Here is a 17,620-nt window from a genome sequence, read left to right as displayed (position 1 = left end):
GTCATGAATGTAGTTAAAGTTGCAACAAGGCCCATAGACGGGCAGAAGCCGGGTACATCGGGGCTTCGAAAGAAAGTGCGGGAGTTCCAGCAGCCTGGCTATCTGGAGAATTTTGTTCAGTCGATTTTCAACACCATTGGTGACTGCAAGGGCAAGGCGCTGGTCATTGGCGGTGATGGTCGGTTTTACAACCGTGAGGCCATTCAGGTGATTGTTCGAATGGCTGTTGCCAGCGGTTTTGGCCGGCTTGTCATCGGTCAGGGCGGCTTGCTGTCCACGCCGGCGGCGTCCTGTGTTATCCGAAAATACAAGACATGTGGCGGTATTATCCTGTCGGCCAGCCATAACCCCGGTGGACCGGAAGAGGACTTCGGGCTGAAATTTAACGGTGAAAATGGTGGCCCGGCGACCGAGACGGTGACCGAGGCAATTTATCAGGCCAGCAAGGTTATCGATCATTATCTGACCACTGAGTCGGAGGCCATCGATCTCGACAGGATCGGTGAAACTCGGGTTGCCGGCACGCAGGTAGAGGTTATTGATCCGGTCAGCGATTATGCCGAATTGATGGAGTCGATCTTTGATTTCCCGAAAATGTCGGCCCTGGTGTCTAATCCGCGGTTCAATATGTGCTTTGATGCCATGCATGCGATCACAGGCCCGTACGCCCGCGATATCCTTGAAAAAAGGCTGGGTGCCAAGCCTGGCACCGTGATTAACGCCGAGCCGCTGGAGGATTTTGGTGGCGGTCACCCCGACCCCAACATGGTGCATGCGCATGAGCTGGTGGCCATGATGAACGGTGACGCCGAGATGGATTTTGGTGCGGCATCAGACGGTGACGGAGACCGCAACATGGTGCTGGGTAGCGGTTTTTATATCAACCCTTGCGACAGTCTGGCGGTACTGGCGGCCAACGCCCAGCTGGTGCCCGGGTATAAGCAGGGTCTCGCCGGCGTCGCACGGTCGATGCCGACCAGCAGGGCCGTTGATCGTGTGGCCAAAGCGCTGGATATTCCCTGCTACGAAACACCGACGGGGTGGAAGTTTTTCGGCAACCTGATGGATGCCGGGAAAATAACCCTCTGCGGTGAGGAAAGTTTTGGCACCGGTTCCGACCATGTGCGTGAAAAGGACGGACTCTGGGCGGTACTCTTCTGGCTGAATGTCATCGCCGAGCGTTCCCAGCCGGCGCGTTCAATCGTGCGTGAGCACTGGCAGCGCTTTGGCCGCGATTATTTTTCCCGGCATGATTATGAAGGCGTCGACAGTGGCTCTGCGCAGCAGATGATGCAGCGCCTCGGGAAGCGGCTGGCCGACCTGCCCGGGCAGGAGTTTTCCGGCCTGAAAGTTGAGGCGGCTGACAATTTCCATTATCGGGACCCGGTCGATGGCAGTGAAAGTGCAGGGCAGGGTGTGCGGCTGTTTTTCGAGAATGGCGGACGTATCGTCATGCGTCTGTCAGGTACCGGCACCTCGGGTGCAACGCTGCGGGTTTATTTCGACTGTTACCAGCAGGACCCGGCCCTGATCGGGCAGGATCCGCAAAAGGCCCTGGCCGGGCTCATAGATGCCGCGGATCAGATAGCGGGTATTCAAGCGTGCACGGGTCGCAAGGCTCCCGATGTCATTACCTGATAAGCGGATATCTGTATGAATATATTGATGGTGGCAGCGGAAAACGATGCGCTGGACAGGGGCAAAGTCGGTGGCATCGGGGATGTGGTGCGAGACATTCCCGCTGCGCTGGCCCAGTTTGATCATCAGGTTAATGTACTTATCCCCGGTTATCAGTTTTTCTCCCGGCAATCCGGTGCGCGGGTCATAGGTACGGTGAAAGTTCATTTTGCCGGCCGCGAGGAATTGGTGGGCGTTTTTCAGGTGATGGCCAAATCGCCGGTGGCGGGTGTGACCCAGTGGGTACTGGAACATCCGCTCTTCGGGATTGGCGGTGTCGGGAAAATTTACTGTGATGATCCGCCCGACCGGCCCTTTGCAACGGATGCCAGCAAATTTGCGTTGTTTTCCCTGGCCGTGGCCCAGGCGATCAAGGACGGTATTTTTGGTCAGCTCGACGTTATCCATTTGCATGACTGGCATGCCGCATTGGTGGCATTCCTGCGGCGCTTTCATCCTGAATACAGAGTTCTGGCCGGGATTCGCACCGTTTACAGCATCCACAATATTGCCCTGCAGGGTATCCGTCCCTTTGCCAATGACAGCTCTTCCCTGACCGCCTGGTATCCGGGAGTCCATTTTCACGCCGAGGAAATTTGCGATCCCAGATACCGTGACTGCATTAACCCTATGAGGGTGGGCATCAACCTCTGCGACAAGGTACACGCCGTATCGCCCAACTATGTGCAGGAGATCGTCCGGCCCAGTGATCCTGAGCGCGGATTTTTCGGCGGCGAGGGCCTGGAGGATGATCTGCAGCGGGCTGATGCCGAACAGCGTCTGGCAGGCATACTCAATGGCGCCGATTATGATGCTTCAATCCCTGCGCCATTGGCCGCTCCCAGGCTGCTGGAACTTTGTCTGAATGAGTTGTTGGTCTGGATGGCGGCCAAAGCGCAGGCGGAAAGTACTCATCTGATAGCCTACCATCGACTTTGTGAGTGGCGCAGCAGCAAAAAGCGCCAGTCCGGCATACTGCTGACGTCTGTGGGTCGCATTACCGATCAGAAGGCCTTGCTGTTGCGACAAACCTTACCCTCAGGCCAGTCTGCTCTGGATGTGATGCTGGCACGGCTGGGCGACCGGGGGCGGTTAATCTTGCTGGGCAGTGGGGATATCGAGCTGGAAAGCTTCCTCACAAAAGTCGCGTCGAGGAATAGTAACTTTCTGTTTTTAAAGGGTTACTCCGAATCGCTTGGGCAACATATGTACAGTAGCGGTGATCTCTTTCTGATGCCCAGTTCATTCGAGCCCTGCGGTATCAGTCAGATGTTGGCGATGCGTGCGGGGCAGCCCTGTCTGGTGCACGAGGTGGGGGGGCTGCGCAACACTGTGCAGAATGACATCAACGGCTTTTCGTTCAGTGGCGACAGCCTGGTGCAGCAGGCTGAAAACCTGATTACCCGGCTGGAAGAGGTTCTGCAGCTGGAAAAAGATGATGCTGCCAAATGGAAGGCGATTCGTAGCGCCGCTGCACAAGCGAGGTTTCTGTGGTCGGATGCGGCGCAGGCTTACAAGCAGCTGCTGTACAACCCCTGAGGGGGCAGCATGGGCGTCCCTGCAGGCTAAGGCAGTCCGCAGGCGATGAAAATGAAGAGGGGGCTGTCCACGGACAGCCCCCTCTTCATTTTAAGAACGGCAACGGCTGTTTCAGGGCCGCTGTGCCGTTTTAATGAGCCTGAGTTTCGCCCTGTTCAGCGGCCTGAGCGGCTTTCTGCTGCATCTGCTGCGCGTACAGGGCATCGAAATTCACCGGTGCCAGCATCAGCGCCGGGAAGCTGGCTTTGGTGGCCAGGCTGTCGACGGATTCGCGGGCGTAGGGGAACAGGATGTTGGGGCAGAAGGCACCCAGGGTGTGGTTCAGTTCTGCCTCGCCGAGGCCTGCAATCTGGAAGATACCCGCCTGCTGGATCTCGATCAGGAAGGCATTGTTACCGTCGTTTTTGGCCGTTACGGTCAGGGTCAGGATCACTTCGTAGTGATTTTCGCCCAGGGTACGGGTACGGGTGTTCAGATCCAGATTGATTTCAGGTTTCCACGCCGAGGTGAAGATGGCCGGTGTGCCCGGGGCTTCCAGCGATACGTCTTTCAGGTAGATCCGCTGTACTGAAAACTGCGGTCCTGTGGCTTGCTGTGCGCCGTTCTGTGCGTTTTCTTCAGCCATGCTGTTTGCTCCTTGTGTATGCGAGAGTTCACTGCCATCAAAACAGGGTCAGTGTATTGCTGTGCCCGGGTGACAGGGAGGCTGGGCGCCACCCGGGTTGATCAGGCCAGCAGCTTGTCGAGTTTGCCCTGGCGCTCCAGGGCGTAGAGATCGTCACAGCCGCCGATGTGGTTTTCACCAAAGAAAATCTGCGGCACTGTGCGCTGACGGCTGCGCTGCATCATTTCGGCGCGCTTGGCCGGTTCCTTGTCGACATTGATTTCCGTATAGGTCACGCTCTTGCCGTCGAGCAGCATCTTGGCGCGAATGCAGAACGGGCACCAGGCGGTGGTGTAGATAAGGATATCGTTCATGGTGCTCACTTTATCACGGGCAGGTTCTGGCCCTTCCATTCGGTCATGCCGCCGCTGAGGCGGGTTACCTGTTCAAAGCCGGCCGCGGTCAGCTTCTTGGTAGCACTGCTGGCGGTCTGGCCCAGGTTGCACACGACGATGATCGGTCGTGACTTGTACTTGTTCAGCTCCCCGATACGGGTGTCAAAATCGGCGATGGGAAGGTTGACCGCATCGGTGATGTGTCCTGTGGCCCATTCCTTTTTGGCACGGATATCGATGACAACGGCGTCCTGCTTGTTGATCAGCGTGACGGCTTCATTGGGAGTGATAGAAGTGCCGGATTTACGGCTTTCGTTCCAGAGCAGCATGGCCAGGGTCAGCACCCAGGCTGCGATCAGGTAGGGGTGATTGACAACAAATTCGAACAGGTTTTCCATCGTGAATTCCGTTAACTACGCCTGATTTCGCAAATGCGCGAGCCTGAATTTTGCAATTGCGTTGAAAATTAGCGGCTAAGTATACAATGCTGGCTGCGGCGGCATAAGGGGAAGGGTGATGTTCGCTCGGATTGACCGGCCGAGGCGCCCTGTCCAGTCGCAATAGGGGCTGATACACAGTAAAATGGCCGCTTCGCAAACCTGATCCGGACATCAGAACTTCCATGACTGCCACTCGTATCCCCAAAGCACTGATCATTCTCGACGGCTTCGGCATCGAGCACACAGCATCCTCCGCCATCGAAGCCGCGCAGACCCCGACCTGGGATGCTCTGCTGGCCGCCAATCCGAATTCCCGCATCGAAACCTCCGGCCTGGCCGTGGGCCTGCCCGATGGTCAGATGGGCAATTCCGAAGTGGGGCACATGAATATTGGTGCCGGGCGTACGGTTTATCAGAACTTTACCCGAATCTCCAAGGCCATCAGCGACGGCGATTTCTTTGACAACGCCGTGATCTGCGCCGCGATGGACAAGGCCATTGCGGCCGGCAAGGCGGTGCATGTGCTGGGGCTGCTGTCGCCGGGCGGGGTACACAGTCATGAAGAACACATGCTGGCACTGCTGGAAATGGCCGCTGCCCGCGGAGCCAAATCGGTGTACCTGCACGCGGTACTGGATGGCCGCGACATGCCGCCGCGCTCGGCTGAGCCGTCTATTGCCCGGGTGGAAACCAAGCTGGCCGAGCTCGGCGTAGGCGCCATTGCCACCCTGGTGGGGCGTTACTATGCAATGGATCGGGACAACCGCTGGGATCGGGTGCAGCTTGCCTACGATGCCATGACGCAGGGACAGGCGCCGCAGCGCTTTGAGTCGGCTCAGGCGGCGCTGGCAGCGGCCTATGAACGGGGCGAGAACGACGAGTTTGTCCAGGCTACGGTACTGACCGATGCCGCCGGTCAGCCCCGGGGTACTGTCAGCGACGGCGATGCGGTGATCTGCGCCAACTTTCGGCCGGACCGCTCGCGTGAAATTACCCGCGCCTTCGTGGATCAGGACTTCGATGGTTTTGAGCGCAGCGCACACCCGGCCCTGGCTGACTACGTGATGATGACCGAATATGCGGCCTCCATCGACTGTGCCTGCGCCTATCCGCCGGCCACTATCAGCAACGACCTGGGCGAATACCTGTCGGGCCTTGGCAAGACGCAGCTGCGCATTTCCGAAACCGAGAAATACGCCCATGTCACCTTCTTCTTTAATGGCGGCCGCGAGGAAGTCTACCCCGGCGAAGACCGCATTCTGGTGCCCTCTCCCGATGTCGCTACCTATGACCTCAAGCCGGAAATGAGCGCCCCCGAAGTCACCGAGAAACTGTGTGACGCTGTTCGCAGTGGCAAGTACGACCTGATCGTCTGCAACCTGGCCAACGGCGATATGGTAGGCCATACCGGCAAGTTCGATGCCGCGGTCAAGGCCTGCGAAGTGATCGACGACAGCATTCGCCAGATTCTGGCGGCCATGCGTGAAGTGGGCGGCGAAACCCTGATCACCGCCGATCACGGCAATGTCGAACTGATGGTCAACCCCAAGACCGGTCAGCCTCACACTGCCCACACCAACTGGCCGGTCGCATTGATTTACGACGGCCCCCGTGCCGCCGAGGTACGTCTTGCAGACGGTGCCCTGTGTGACCTGGCGCCCACGCTGCTGGCCCTGATGGGGTTGGAACAGCCGCGGGAAATGACCGGCAAGTCCCTGGTAACAGGGGGCTGACCCTGCCGGGGCTGCCTTCTGGTGGCCTCAGGACTCCCATCCCATGATGATGCGCATACTAATGTTGGTGCTGCTGGTTCTGCAGGGCAGCCTGCTGATGGCAGCGGACAAGCAGGCCACCGAGGCGCAGATTCAGCGGCTGCAAAAGGACATCGGCGCCCTGCAGAACTCAATCAAGGCGCAGCAGGGCGAGCGCAAGACACTGCAGCAGACCCTGCGCGACAGCGAGGCCGAGATCGGCCAGCTGGGCAATCAGCTGGCGGAGCTCGAACAGAAACTGGGCCAGCTGGGCAGTCGGGCCGGTGATCTGGAGCAGCGCCGCGATGCCCTGCGCGCGTCCCTGACAGCCAGCACGGATCAGTTGCAGCGTCAGCTGCGCAAACAGTATCGCCTGGGCAATCAGCCGCGCCTGCAGCTGCTGCTTAACCAGGGTGATCCGGCGCAGATCGATCGCATGCTGCACTATTTCGATCTTATCAACGGCGAACTGGTGGCCCAGCTGACGCTTTATCAGCAGCAGCTGGCAGAGCTTGAAAGCACCGAGTCGGCGCTGGGTGATACTCAGGCCGAGCTGCTGGCAAGGCGAACAGAGCTCGAAACGCGGCAGCAGCGCCTGGGTACCGTGCGCGAAGAGCGCAAGGCCACGCTGGCCAAACTCGCCAAATCGATTGATTCCAATCAGGGCAGGCTCAAGGGTCTGGATAGCGATCGCAAGCAGCTCGAAGCCGTGCTGGCTCAGATCGAAAAGGCGCTCAAGGCGGCGAAGATGGCGCGTGAAGCCCGCTCCTTGCCGGATCTCAAGGGCAAGCTGTCCTGGCCGGTGGACGGGCGACTGGTACGGGCCTTTGGCAACACAGACTCGGGGGTCAGCTACGACGGCCTCTTGATCGCGGCCCAGGCCGGGCGGGAAGTGCGTGCGGTGCATCGAGGCCGGGTGGTATTCTCGGACTGGCTGCGGGGCTATGGCTTGCTGCTGATTATCGATCATGGCGGCGGCTACATGAGCCTGTATGGTCACAACCAGCGGCTTCTGAAGGAACCCGGTGCCTGGGTCGATGCCGGCGATGCGGTGGCGACCGTGGGCAACAGTGGCGGCTATACTGAGCCAAGTCTCTATTTTGCGGTACGTTTTAATGGCAAGCCGACGGATCCCGCCCGCTGGCTGGCCGGGCGCTAGCACCGACCTGCTGCGGAAATGCCCGACAGGCTGCCAGTTCAGGGCTCCCGTGCGAGCCCGCTGATCAATTCCCGCTGTGACTGAATAAGGATGCTGTTATGAAGTTGTTGACTCATGCACCTGAGGTGCTGAACAGGATGTTCGGCGCGCTGCTGTTGGCTGTCTTTCTGGCAGCGCCGGTCTTCGCCGAGGCTGAGCCAAAGCAGGATGGCGAGGATATGCTGGCCGAGGCACCGGCCCTGCCGCTGGAAGAGCTGCGCCTGTTTGCCGAGGTGTTTGAGCGTATCAAGACCGCCTATGTCGAGCCGGTGGATGACGCCAAACTACTGGAAGATGCCATTCGCGGCATGATCGCCGGACTCGATCCGCATTCATCCTACCTTGAGGCTGATGCCTACCAGGACCTGCAGGAGTACACCAGCGGCGAATTTGGCGGCCTGGGGCTGGAAGTGGGGCAGCAGGATGGCTTTATTCGCGTGATTGCCCCCATCGATGATACGCCGGCTCAGCGCGGTGGCGTGAAGGCGGGCGATCTGATTATCAAGCTCGACGAAACACCGGTGCAGGGGCTGTCGCTCAACGAGGCTGTGGCGCTGATGCGGGGCAAGCCGAATGAGCCCATCGTCCTGACCATCGTGCGTGAGGGGGTTGAGAAACCCTTCGAGATCAAACTGATACGTGATCGAATCAAGGTCGTCAGCGTCAAGCATCGTCTGCTGGAGTCGGGTTACGGTTACCTGCGGGTGTCTCAGTTCCAGGTGAATACGGGCAAGGAACTCGGCAAGGCGATCAAGTCGCTGGAAAGCAAGGGCCCGCTGCGCGGCCTGGTGCTGGATCTGCGCAACAATCCCGGCGGCGTGCTGCAGGCGGCGGTTGAGGTCAGCGATGCCTTTATCGACGAGGGTCTGATTGTCTATACCGAAGGGCGTCTGGCCAACTCGGCGCTGCGTTTCAAGGCCAGTGCGACCACGGTGGCGCCCAAGGTGCCTATGGTGGTGATCATTAACGCAGGCTCCGCTTCGGCGTCTGAAATCGTCGCCGGTGCGCTGCAGGATCACAAGCGCGCTCTGGTGCTGGGCACTGACAGCTTTGGCAAGGGCTCTGTGCAGACCATTCTGCCGTTGACATCGGATCGTGCCGTCAAGCTCACCACCGCACGTTACTTTACCCCCAATGGCCGCTCCATTCAGGCCCAGGGCATAGTGCCGGATATCCGGGTGGAGGAAGCCGAAGTACGCAATCTGGACAATGGCGACCGGGTCAAGGAAAGCGATCTGAGTGGCCATCTGGAGAACGGTAACGGTTCCGCCAAGGCTACAACAGGGGCTGATGCCAAACTGGTGGAACAGGACTTCCAGCTGTTTGAAGCCCTGAACCTGCTCAAGGCACTGGTGATTCTGCAGCCTCCGCTCAAGCAGGGCTGATGCGCCGGCGCGCCTTGCTGGCCAGTTTTGCGGCCCTGGCGGGTGCAGCTGCGCTGCCAGCGCTGGCCCGGGTGCCGGGCCTGGGCAATGTTGAACAGCCGCGCCTGCTGCTGGTGATCGACGATGTGGGGCACAGTCTCGCCTCAGGTCGTCGTACCCTGGCGCTGCCGGGCCCCCTCAACTGCGCCTTCCTGCCTCATTCCAGCCATGGTCGTACCCTGGCGCAGGAAGCCCGCGCTTTGGGCAAGGGCGTGATGTTGCATGCCCCCATGGCCAACAGCCAGCAGCTGGCGCTGGGCCCGGGTGCCCTGACACCGGATCTCGACAAAGCCGAATTGCAGCGTATTCTGCGCGATGATCTGGATGCGATTCCCCACGCTGTGGGTGTGAACAATCATATGGGCAGCCTGCTGACATCCAGCCGCGAGCCGATGGAATGGGTGATGCAAGTGCTGCGCGAGCGCGGTCTGTGGTTTGTCGACAGCCGCACCACCGCCAGCACCCTGGCCTGGCAGGTGGCGCAGGAGCAGGGGGTGCCCTCACTGATGCGTGATGTCTTTCTGGATCATGAGCAGACGCGGGAATTCGTGCATCGCGAGTTCCGCCGCGGGCTCAGGATCGCCCGTGACTATGGTTCTGCACTGTTGATCGGCCACCCCCATGATGTGACCCTGGACTACCTGCACGAGGCGCTGCCGTTGCTGGACGAACTCGGGTTTCAGCGTCTGACGGTGTCTGCCTTCCTGCGTCAGCAAGCGGATTTTCACAGCCTCAATCCCGCCGATCCGCGCTTGATCAACACCCATCGCCGCCACTGGGGCATGGCCTAGGAGGCCGTTTTGTACTAGCGCTGGAACGGATAGATGGACCCAAGCTGCAGGATGCGGGTCAGCTCATCCAGTGCCGTGCGGGACTCCAGCAGCAGCTGCGGATCGGCCAGATCCTTTTCTTCCAGTCGCTCGCGGTAATGCTTGTCCACCCAGGCGTTGAGCGTCGCGAACAGCGTTTCGTTCATCAGTGTGCCGGGGTTAACCGCAGCCCGTTCGGCTTCGTTCAGCACCACCCGCAGACGCAGGCAGGCAGGCCCGCCGCCATTGCTCATGCTCTGTTTCAAATCGAAAATTTTCAGCTCATCAATACCGCTGTCGGTGGCGGCCACGAGCTCCTGCAGGTACTGCCAGACCGGTGCCATGTTCTGGCTTTCCTGCGGCACCACCAGCAGGGTGCGGCCGTCGGGGAGGGACAGCAGCTGGCTGTTGAACAGGTAGGACTGCACCGCCTGCCGGACGGAAACGGCGCTGGTGGGCACTTCGATGATGCGAAAATCTCCCTGCATGGCCTGGGTCAGCTTCTGCTTGACGCCTGACTGATCCAGAAAAGCCTGCTCGTGGCAGAACAGCAGGTTACGGTTGCCGACGGCGATCACGTCGTTGTGAAACACGCCCTGGTCGATCACGTCCGGGTTTTGCTGTGCATAGATGACGTGCTGGCTGCTGAGCTGGTGCTTGCGCGCGATCGCCTGGGAGGCCTCGAAGGTATGGCGCGCCGGAAACTTCTGCGGTGCCGGCTGACGGCTGTCGAAGGCATGGCGTCCGAACACGAAAAACTCGATACCACGCTGGCCATAGTCGTGACAGAAGCGGGTATGGTTGGCGGCGCCCTCGTCACCGAAATGCTCGGCGCCGGGCAGCGCGCTGTGGTGTTTGAAATAGCGTTCATTGGCAAAGGTGGCGCCCAGAATGCGCCCGGTGGTTTCGTGCTCGATGGAGCGATGGAACTTGTTGGTCAGGTTGGCCGGGGTGAAATGCACCCGGCCATCGTGGGTGTCGGCACTGGGGGACACGGTGGCGGCGTTGGCCGTCCACATGCTGGAGGCCGAGCAGCAGGCCGCGAGGATCCGGGGCGAATACTGGGCGGCCTGGAACAGCACGGCGGCGTCGGAGCCGCTAAAGCCCAGCCGGCGCAGGGTATGGATATCGGGCCTTTCCTGGGGCGCGAGCACGCCCTGCACCAGACCCAGGTCGTGCAGGGTCTTCATCTTGACCAGGCCCTGCCTGGCGGCGAGTCGTGGATTGGACGCCTGGGCCTGGTTCTGGCCCGAGGCGATATTGCCGAACGACAGGCCGCTGTAATTGTGGGTCGGCCCGACCAGACCATCAAAGTTCGCTTCGTAGGCTTTCATCTTGTTATTTCTCCTGTTCGGTCAGGCCGATATTTGTCAGGTTGTGCGCGGCGCGCTTTGTCTTCGCAGGCTGGGTGACGGCCGGCTGGCCGGCACCCAACAGTGCCTGCAGGTGCCGGTTGCGCGGGCAAAAGGCTGCTGGGTTGCGCTTAGCTGCACCCAGCCTGCGATCAGTTTGTTACTCGCTACCCAGATCCAGTCCAGGGGAGAGGGTTTGTGGCAGCTGGACTTTGTCGAGCTCAAGGCCGGCGACCGGGTAAGCGCAATAGTCCGCCGCGTAGTAGGCGCTGGCGCGGTGATTGCCCGAGGCGCCAATGCCGCCAAAGGGGGCTGCGCTGCTGGCCCCGGTCAGCTGCTTGTTCCAGTTGACGATGCCGGCGCGGATCCGGCGCGCGAACTGCTGGTACTGCTGCACACTGTCGCTGAGCAGGCCGGCCGACAGGCCGAAGCGGGTGTTATTGGCCGTCTCGATCGCCTGGTCGAAGTCGCTGTAGCGAATCAGTTGCAGCAGCGGGCCGAAATATTCTTCATCCGGCAGTTGCGCCACGGCGGTGACATCGATCAGCCCCGGTGACAGCAGTCCGGTACCGGGTTGCAGTTTAGTCAGAGGGGCCAGTTCCGTCGCACCCAGCTCCAGCAGGCGCTGGCGTGCGCCAAGCAGGGCATCGGCTGCCTGTTCCGAGATCAGGCTGCCCATGAAGGGCTGCGGCTCGGCGTCGTAAGTGCCGACCCGGATGCCCCGGATGGCGCAGAGCAGCGCGTCGATGAAACGGTCACCCTGCGGGCCCTCAGGCACCAGCAGACGGCGGGCACAGGTGCAGCGCTGGCCGGCGCTGATATAGGCTGACTGCACCGTTTCATGCACGGCGGCGGCCAGGTCGGCGACGTCGCCGATCAGCAGCGGGTTGTTGCCGCCCATCTCGAGCGCCAGGATCTTGCCCGGATGGCCGGCGAACTGACGGTGCAGCAGCTCGCCGGTCTGGGAGCTGCCGGTAAAGAACAGGCCATCAAGCCCGGGGTGGCGGGCCAGGGCAATGCCGGTGTCTTTCTCGCCCTGCAGCAGGTTGAGCACGCCAGCAGGCAGGCCGGAGGCCTCCCAGCATTGCACCACCTGTTCGGCGACCAGCGGCGTCAGCTCGCTGGGCTTGAACAGCACGGTGTTGCCGGCCAGCAGGGCCGGGACTATATGGCCGTTGGGCAGATGCCCCGGGAAGTTGTAGGGTCCAAACACTGCCACCACGCCGTGGGGACGGTGGCGCAGCACGGCCCGGGCACCGGCCAGTTCGCTTTCGCGGCTGCCGCTACGCTCGTCCTGGGCGCGAATCGATATCTCGATCTTGCCGATCATGGCGGCCACTTCGGTGCGGGCCTCCCAGAGGGGCTTGCCGGTCTCGCGACCGATGGCGTGGGCCAGGCTGTCTTTGTTTTTCTCGAGCTGGGCGGCGAAGCGGCGGCACAGGTCGGCGCGTTCCGCGACCGTGCGGTCGGCCCAGGCTTCGAAGGCGGCTCGGGCGGCCCGCACGGCTGCATCGACCTGGTCGGCATCGGCGGCGCAGCCCTGCCAGAGGCTTTCACCGGTGGCGGGATTGCGCGAGTTGAAGGCCTGGCCGGCACCGGTGACCCATTGCTGATTGATGAAAAGGCTGGCGGTCATGTTCAGGTTCTCCGTTGGGCAAACAGCGGTACGACCCGCAGGGTGTCGCCGTTGCTGATGTTCAGGGCGGTGGCTGTTCGGGCGTCCAGGCTGGCGATGCTGTTGTTCAGCGACACTCTGTGGCTGGCACCGCAGCGGTAATCGCCGAGGCGGGTGTTGCTGATCAGGTAGGGCTGATCCTGTTCGGGCACATCCTCGATACGCGCCTTGTAGTAGCGGCTGTCACGCACGGCACGGATATCCTGCACCGGCGCTTCGAGCATGGGGCCGGCATCGAAGATGTCGACAAAGTGGGTATAGCGCATGCCTTCGCTTTCGAGCAGCCGCCGTGCCGGCGCTGTCGCATCGTGGGTCTTGCCGATCACGGCACGGGCTGTTTCCGGCAGCAGGTTGGTGTAAATGGTGTGCTTGGGCATCAGCTCGGCGATAAACACCTTGTTGCGGGTCGACAGCTGATCCGCCTGGGTGAAGTCGATGGAAAAGAAATGGCGCCCCAGGCCTTCCCAGAACGGCGATACGCCGTTCTCGTCTGAATAGCCGCGCATTTCGGCCACCAGGGTGTCGCTGAACAGGCTGGAAAATTCCGCCATGAACAAAAAACGCGATTTGGACAGCAGATGGCCGTTCAGGCTGCGGCGGTATTCGGGGTCCAGGAACAGGGTGCAGAGTTCGCTGCAGCCGGTCTGGTCGTTGCTGATGGTCAGGGTGTTGAGCTGGCTGTAAATGCCCAGTTCGCGCGAGGCGTGTACCAGGGTGCCGACGCGGTAACTGTACCAGACGTCATCCAGGCCCACGGCGGCCTGAATGGCGCAGGTGCCCACCACCTGGCCGGTGTCGGTATCTTCCATCACAAACAGGAAATAGGCATCGCGCTTGGGCGTGTCGCTGGCAAAGGCCGCGCAGCCTGCGTCGATCATGCCCTGTACATGCTGGTCGTCATCCTGCATCGAGGTGAAGCCGGGCCCTGTTTTGCGCGCGAGTTCGCGCAGTGCGGCCCGGTCGTCCCGGTGCACCGGTCTTACTATCATCATTGCTCTGGTTCTCTTGAATCATGCGGTACAGGCGTCTGGCCTGTACCGGTGCGTCAGGGAAATGGGTGCGCTACAGCGCCAGGTCATCGGCGTCCAGTTGCAGTACGCGTACGCTGTCGCCATCGCGCAGTTGCAGTTGTGCGGCGGCGGCGGCATCGATGTGCGGCGCATCCGGGTTGCCCCTTGTCAGCAGGGCGCGATAACCGCCGGTGTCGTTATTGCTCAGCATCAGCCAGCTGTCGGCGGTATCGGCTGCTGATGTACCCTGGCGTATTCGCAGGGTCCTGTTCTGGCTTTGCCAGATGGAGCGGATATTGTCGGTGCGTGCCTCCAGCGTGGGGCCGGCATCGAAAATATCCAGGTAGCCGCGGTACTCGAAGCCTTCGTCTTCCAGCAGGTCCATGATCGGCTCGATATCGGGCCTGGGCTGGCCGATGGCGTTGCGCGCCGCCTCGTTGAGCAGCGGCACATAGACCGGGTAGTGCGGCATCAGCTCGGCGATAAAGGTCTTGCGGTTGATGCCGGTCAGGTAGTCGGCCTTGGACAGGTCCATGCTGAAGAAATGCCGGCCCACGGATTCCCAGAACGGCGACTTGCCGTTTTCATCGACCATGCCCTGCAGCTCGACCACGGTGCGACGGGCAAAGCGTTTGGGGTGTTCGGCCATGAACAGCATGCGCGCGCGTGACAGCAGGTGTGCATTGGCCGGCGTATCGGCGTCCGGTACCAGAAAGCGGGTACAGAGCCGGCTGGTGCCGTTGTAGTCCTGGCACAGGTGCAGCGACGGTATGCGGTTATGGATCTGCAGCTCGCGCGAGGCGTGTACGATCTCGTCGATGCGGTAGCTGTAGAACGGCGAATCCAGCCCGATACAGGCTTCGATACCGCTGATGCCCAGTATCTGGCCGCTGTCGGTGTCTTGCAGCACGAAGTGGTAGGATTCGCCGCCCGGCAGACTGACCTTCTTGCGCAGCGAACTCTGGGTCTGGCCGATCAGCTGGCCGAGGTGCTCGCGGTTCGCCGGCAGCGTGGTGATGCCTCCGCGGGACAGCAGCGCCAGCTGTTCAAGCGCCGGCAAATCCGGAAAATCAACGGGTCGGATAATCAGCATCAGCGTGCGCTCCCTTTGCTGTTGAGGTGGGCGCTCAGCGCGCCGTCGGCCAGCTTCATGAGTAACATTGCGCTCAGTTTGGCACGTTCCGTCAGGCTGCTGACGTACATGAACTCATCGCTGCTGTGAATCTTGCCACCCTGCACGCCCAGGGTATCGATATTGGGTACACCGGCTGCCGCCAGGTTGTTGCCATCACAGCAGCCCCCGGTGGGTTTCCATTCCAGCGCCATGCCCAGCTGTTCGCCGCAGTCACGCACCAGTTCGAACAGCGCGAGGTTGGCATCCGTCAGCCGCTTGGGCTTGCGGCCGAAGGCGCCGTGCAGCTGCAGGCTGATGCCGTCGCGGCTGTTGATGTCGTCACCCAGGCGCTGCAGCTGCGCCAGGCACCAGCTTTCGTCGGCAGGGTCGGACAGGCGGATATTGAAGCGGAACATGGCATGGTCGGGCACCACGTTCACGGCGCCGCCGCCATGAATGAAGCCCGGGTTGATGGTCACGCCATCGCGCTGGCCATTGAGATCATCCAGCGCGCTGACGAAGTCGCACAGGGCACGTACGGCGTTGCGTCCCAGATGATGTTCGCGCCCGGCATGGGCCGCGCGGCCCTGCACCACGACACTGAAGTTGCCACTGCCCTTGCGCTCGCCCGCCAGGTTGCCGTCCGGCATGCAGGGTTCGTAGATCAGCCCCAGGTCGCAGCGACCAGCCGCTTCGCTGATCAGCGGCGCAGAGCTCAGGGAGCCGATTTCCTCGTCCGGGTTGAACAGGATTTCCCAGCCAATCCGGTCGCTGAAGGGGCTGCGCTCCAGGGCTTCGATGGCCTTGAGCATGACCATCAGGCCGCCCTTGAGATCCGCGACGCCGGGGCCGTTGAGGGTATTGTCATCAAGCCAGCGCACGGACTGGAAAGGGTGATCGGCCGCGAACACCGTATCCATGTGACCGCAGAAGAAAATCTGCAGCGGGGCCTCGGGACGCTTGCGGATACGCAGTGCGTCGCCCAGTGTGAACTGCTGCTTTTCACCCTGTTCGGTCACTTCCGTATAGGGCGGCAGTGGCAGTACCTCGGTGTCGCCGCCAAGCACGCTGCAGTACTGCTGCAGGGTTTCCCGTACGCGATTCACTCCGGCGGCATTGAGGCTGCCGGAGTTGATCCCGGCCAGTTCGATGGTCCGGGCCAGCATGCAGTCGTGCTGGCTGTCGAGCCATTCAAGCCAGGGAGCGTAGCGGGGTTCAAACGTCATGGCGACCTTGTCCTCAGTATTTTGGCGTAGAGTCATTATTGTTGATTGTGGCCCTGACTGACAGGGGCGAACTATTGCTCAGGCGACCTGGTTTTTTAGTTGAGGGGCCCTGTAACTACCTATTAGGTCCAAACAGTACGCCCGATCCGGCAGAAGCCGACCCGGGCGCCAGGCCTCAGCTGGCCTGTTCGACTTTGAGCGCCGCCGCTATGGCCTGTTCCAGCCGGGCCATGCCCTGGACGATATCCTGGTCGGGAATGATCAGCGACGGCGTCATGCGCAGCACGTTGGGACCGGCGACCAGCAGCATAAGACCGAGTTCACGAGCCGCCGCCAGTACCCTGGGCGCCTGGCCGTGAAGGCTCTCGATCAGTTCGGCACCGATCAGCAGGCCGGCGCTGCGAATGTCGCTGAAGCAGTGGTGACGGTTATTGATCGCCTCCAGCTGCTCGACGAACAGCTGCTGCTTGTGGCGCACGCCGGCCAGCAATGCCGGGTCGTCGACCGTATCCAGCACCGCCCTGGCGACCGCACAGCCCAGCGGGTTGCCGCCGTAGGTGGTGCCATGGCTGCCGACATTGAAACTGGCGGCGATATCGCGACGGGTCAGCATGGCGCCGATCGGGAAGCCGCCGCCCAGGCCCTTGGCGCTGGTGAGGATGTCCGGCGTCACGCCCATGTCCATGTAGGCGAACAGGCTGCCGGTGCGGCCCACGCCGGTCTGGACTTCGTCGAAGATCAGCAGGGCGTCATGTTCGTCGCACAGCTCGCGCAGGGCCCGGGCAAAGTCGGGATCGGCCGGAATCACGCCGCCTTCACCCTGGATCGGTTCCATCACCACGGCGCAGGTGCGCTCGGACATGGCCGCCCGCAGCGCCTCTATATCGTTGTAGGGCACATGGCCGATACCGGCCGGCACCGGCTCAAAGCCTTCGCGGTACTTGGCCTGACCGCCGACGGAGACAGTAAACAGGGTGCGGCCGTGGAAGGCCTGGTTGAAGGCGATGATCTCGTGCTTGTGGGGGCCAACACGGTCGTGGGCATATTTGCGCGCCAGCTTGAAGGCGGCTTCATTGGCCTCGGCACCGGAGTTGCAGAAAAACACCTGCTCGGCGAAGGTGCTGTCGGTGAGCTTGCGGGCCAGCTGCAGCACCGGCTCGTTGGTGTATACGTTGCTCAGGTGCCAGACCTTGTCGGCCTGATCGGTCAGGGCCTGCAGCAGTGCCGGGTGGCGGTGCCCCAGCACGTTGACCGCGATGCCGCCGGCGAAATCGATATATTCCCGGTCCTGCTGATCCCACAGACGGGAGCCCTGGCCGCGTACCGGAATAATGGCCGGCGGGTTGTAGTTGGGTACCATCACGTCATCGAAGGTGGCACGGCTTACGGTTGTATCGGTCATGGGT

At 61.4% G+C, this 17,620-nt stretch carries 15 protein-coding genes; 6 read left to right on the top strand and 9 right to left on the bottom strand.

The genetic code is table 11. The features are described from left to right. Positions 1-3 precede the first annotated feature (3 nt). On the top strand, positions 4-1,638 hold the full coding sequence (locus tag MRS74_RS15125; protein ID WP_254581116.1) for an alpha-D-glucose phosphate-specific phosphoglucomutase: 1,635 nt from the start codon (positions 4-6) through the stop codon (positions 1,636-1,638). 15 nt (positions 1,639-1,653) lie between these two features. Beyond that, positions 1,654-3,216 (top strand): glycogen synthase, encoded by a 1,563-nt coding sequence (locus MRS74_RS15120; protein ID WP_254581115.1) that lies wholly within the window; start codon positions 1,654-1,656, stop codon positions 3,214-3,216. Positions 3,217-3,346: 130 nt separating this feature from the next. Here the strand turns inward: MRS74_RS15120 and secB are convergent, their stop codons facing one another. From secB to MRS74_RS15105, 3 genes are all read right to left on the bottom strand, one after another. After that, entirely contained in the window at positions 3,347-3,841 is a 495-nt protein-coding gene (secB, locus tag MRS74_RS15115) for a protein-export chaperone SecB (RefSeq protein WP_254581114.1), read from the bottom strand. 101 nt (positions 3,842-3,942) lie between these two features. Further along, on the bottom strand, positions 3,943-4,194 hold the full coding sequence (grxC, locus tag MRS74_RS15110; protein WP_254581113.1) for a glutaredoxin 3: 252 nt from the start codon (positions 4,192-4,194) through the stop codon (positions 3,943-3,945). 5 nt (positions 4,195-4,199) lie between these two features. Further along, positions 4,200-4,613 (bottom strand): rhodanese-like domain-containing protein, encoded by a 414-nt coding sequence (locus tag MRS74_RS15105; protein ID WP_254581112.1) that lies wholly within the window; start codon positions 4,611-4,613, stop codon positions 4,200-4,202. Positions 4,614-4,837: 224 nt separating this feature from the next. Between MRS74_RS15105 and gpmI the strand changes: the two genes are divergently transcribed. From gpmI to MRS74_RS15085, 4 genes are all read left to right on the top strand, one after another. Next, entirely contained in the window at positions 4,838-6,388 is a 1,551-nt protein-coding gene (gpmI, locus tag MRS74_RS15100) for a 2,3-bisphosphoglycerate-independent phosphoglycerate mutase (protein ID WP_254581111.1), read from the top strand. Positions 6,389-6,431: 43 nt separating this feature from the next. Continuing rightward, the gene (locus MRS74_RS15095) at positions 6,432-7,565 is read left to right on the top strand and encodes a murein hydrolase activator EnvC family protein (protein WP_254581110.1); all 1,134 of its coding nucleotides are present in this window, start codon (positions 6,432-6,434) and stop codon (positions 7,563-7,565) included. A gap of 98 nt (positions 7,566-7,663) precedes the next feature. Next, complete coding sequence (locus MRS74_RS15090) at positions 7,664-8,989, top strand: S41 family peptidase (RefSeq protein WP_254581109.1); 1,326 nt, start codon at positions 7,664-7,666, stop codon at positions 8,987-8,989. Next, complete coding sequence (locus tag MRS74_RS15085; protein ID WP_254581108.1) at positions 8,989-9,819, top strand: divergent polysaccharide deacetylase family protein; 831 nt, start codon at positions 8,989-8,991, stop codon at positions 9,817-9,819. The genes MRS74_RS15090 and MRS74_RS15085 overlap by 1 nt, the downstream gene beginning before the upstream one ends. A gap of 14 nt (positions 9,820-9,833) precedes the next feature. On the opposite strand, the gene astB is transcribed toward MRS74_RS15085, so the two are convergent. The 6 genes from astB to MRS74_RS15055 all read right to left on the bottom strand — a co-directional run bounded on the left by astB (position 9,834) and on the right by MRS74_RS15055 (position 17,616). After that, entirely contained in the window at positions 9,834-11,171 is a 1,338-nt protein-coding gene (gene astB / locus MRS74_RS15080; protein WP_254581107.1) for an N-succinylarginine dihydrolase, read from the bottom strand. A gap of 178 nt (positions 11,172-11,349) precedes the next feature. Beyond that, positions 11,350-12,825, bottom strand: a complete 1,476-nt coding sequence (astD, locus tag MRS74_RS15075) for a succinylglutamate-semialdehyde dehydrogenase (RefSeq protein ID WP_254581106.1) — start codon at positions 12,823-12,825, stop codon at positions 11,350-11,352. A 2-nt stretch (positions 12,826-12,827) separates the two neighbouring features. After that, positions 12,828-13,856, bottom strand: a complete 1,029-nt coding sequence (gene astA / locus MRS74_RS15070; RefSeq protein WP_254581105.1) for an arginine N-succinyltransferase — start codon at positions 13,854-13,856, stop codon at positions 12,828-12,830. A 70-nt stretch (positions 13,857-13,926) separates the two neighbouring features. After that, the gene (locus MRS74_RS15065) at positions 13,927-14,967 is read right to left on the bottom strand and encodes an arginine N-succinyltransferase (protein ID WP_254581104.1); all 1,041 of its coding nucleotides are present in this window, start codon (positions 14,965-14,967) and stop codon (positions 13,927-13,929) included. Next, positions 14,967-16,214 carry a hydrolase gene (locus MRS74_RS15060; RefSeq protein WP_254581103.1) on the bottom strand — a complete coding sequence of 416 codons (1,248 nt, stop codon included), beginning with the start codon at positions 16,212-16,214 and terminating at the stop codon, positions 14,967-14,969. Before MRS74_RS15060 ends, MRS74_RS15065 begins: the two co-directional genes overlap by 1 nt. A gap of 175 nt (positions 16,215-16,389) precedes the next feature. Next, positions 16,390-17,616, bottom strand: coding sequence for an aspartate aminotransferase family protein (locus MRS74_RS15055; RefSeq protein ID WP_254581102.1), 1,227 nt, complete (start codon positions 17,614-17,616; stop codon positions 16,390-16,392). Between the last annotated feature and the right edge of the window lie 4 nt (positions 17,617-17,620).

Origin of the sequence: Marinobacterium sedimentorum (assembly GCF_024267675.1) — a bacterium.
Classification (GTDB): domain Bacteria; phylum Pseudomonadota; class Gammaproteobacteria; order Pseudomonadales; family Balneatricaceae; genus Marinobacterium_A; species Marinobacterium_A sedimentorum.
This window is presented reverse-complemented; position numbering and strand designations above follow the sequence as displayed.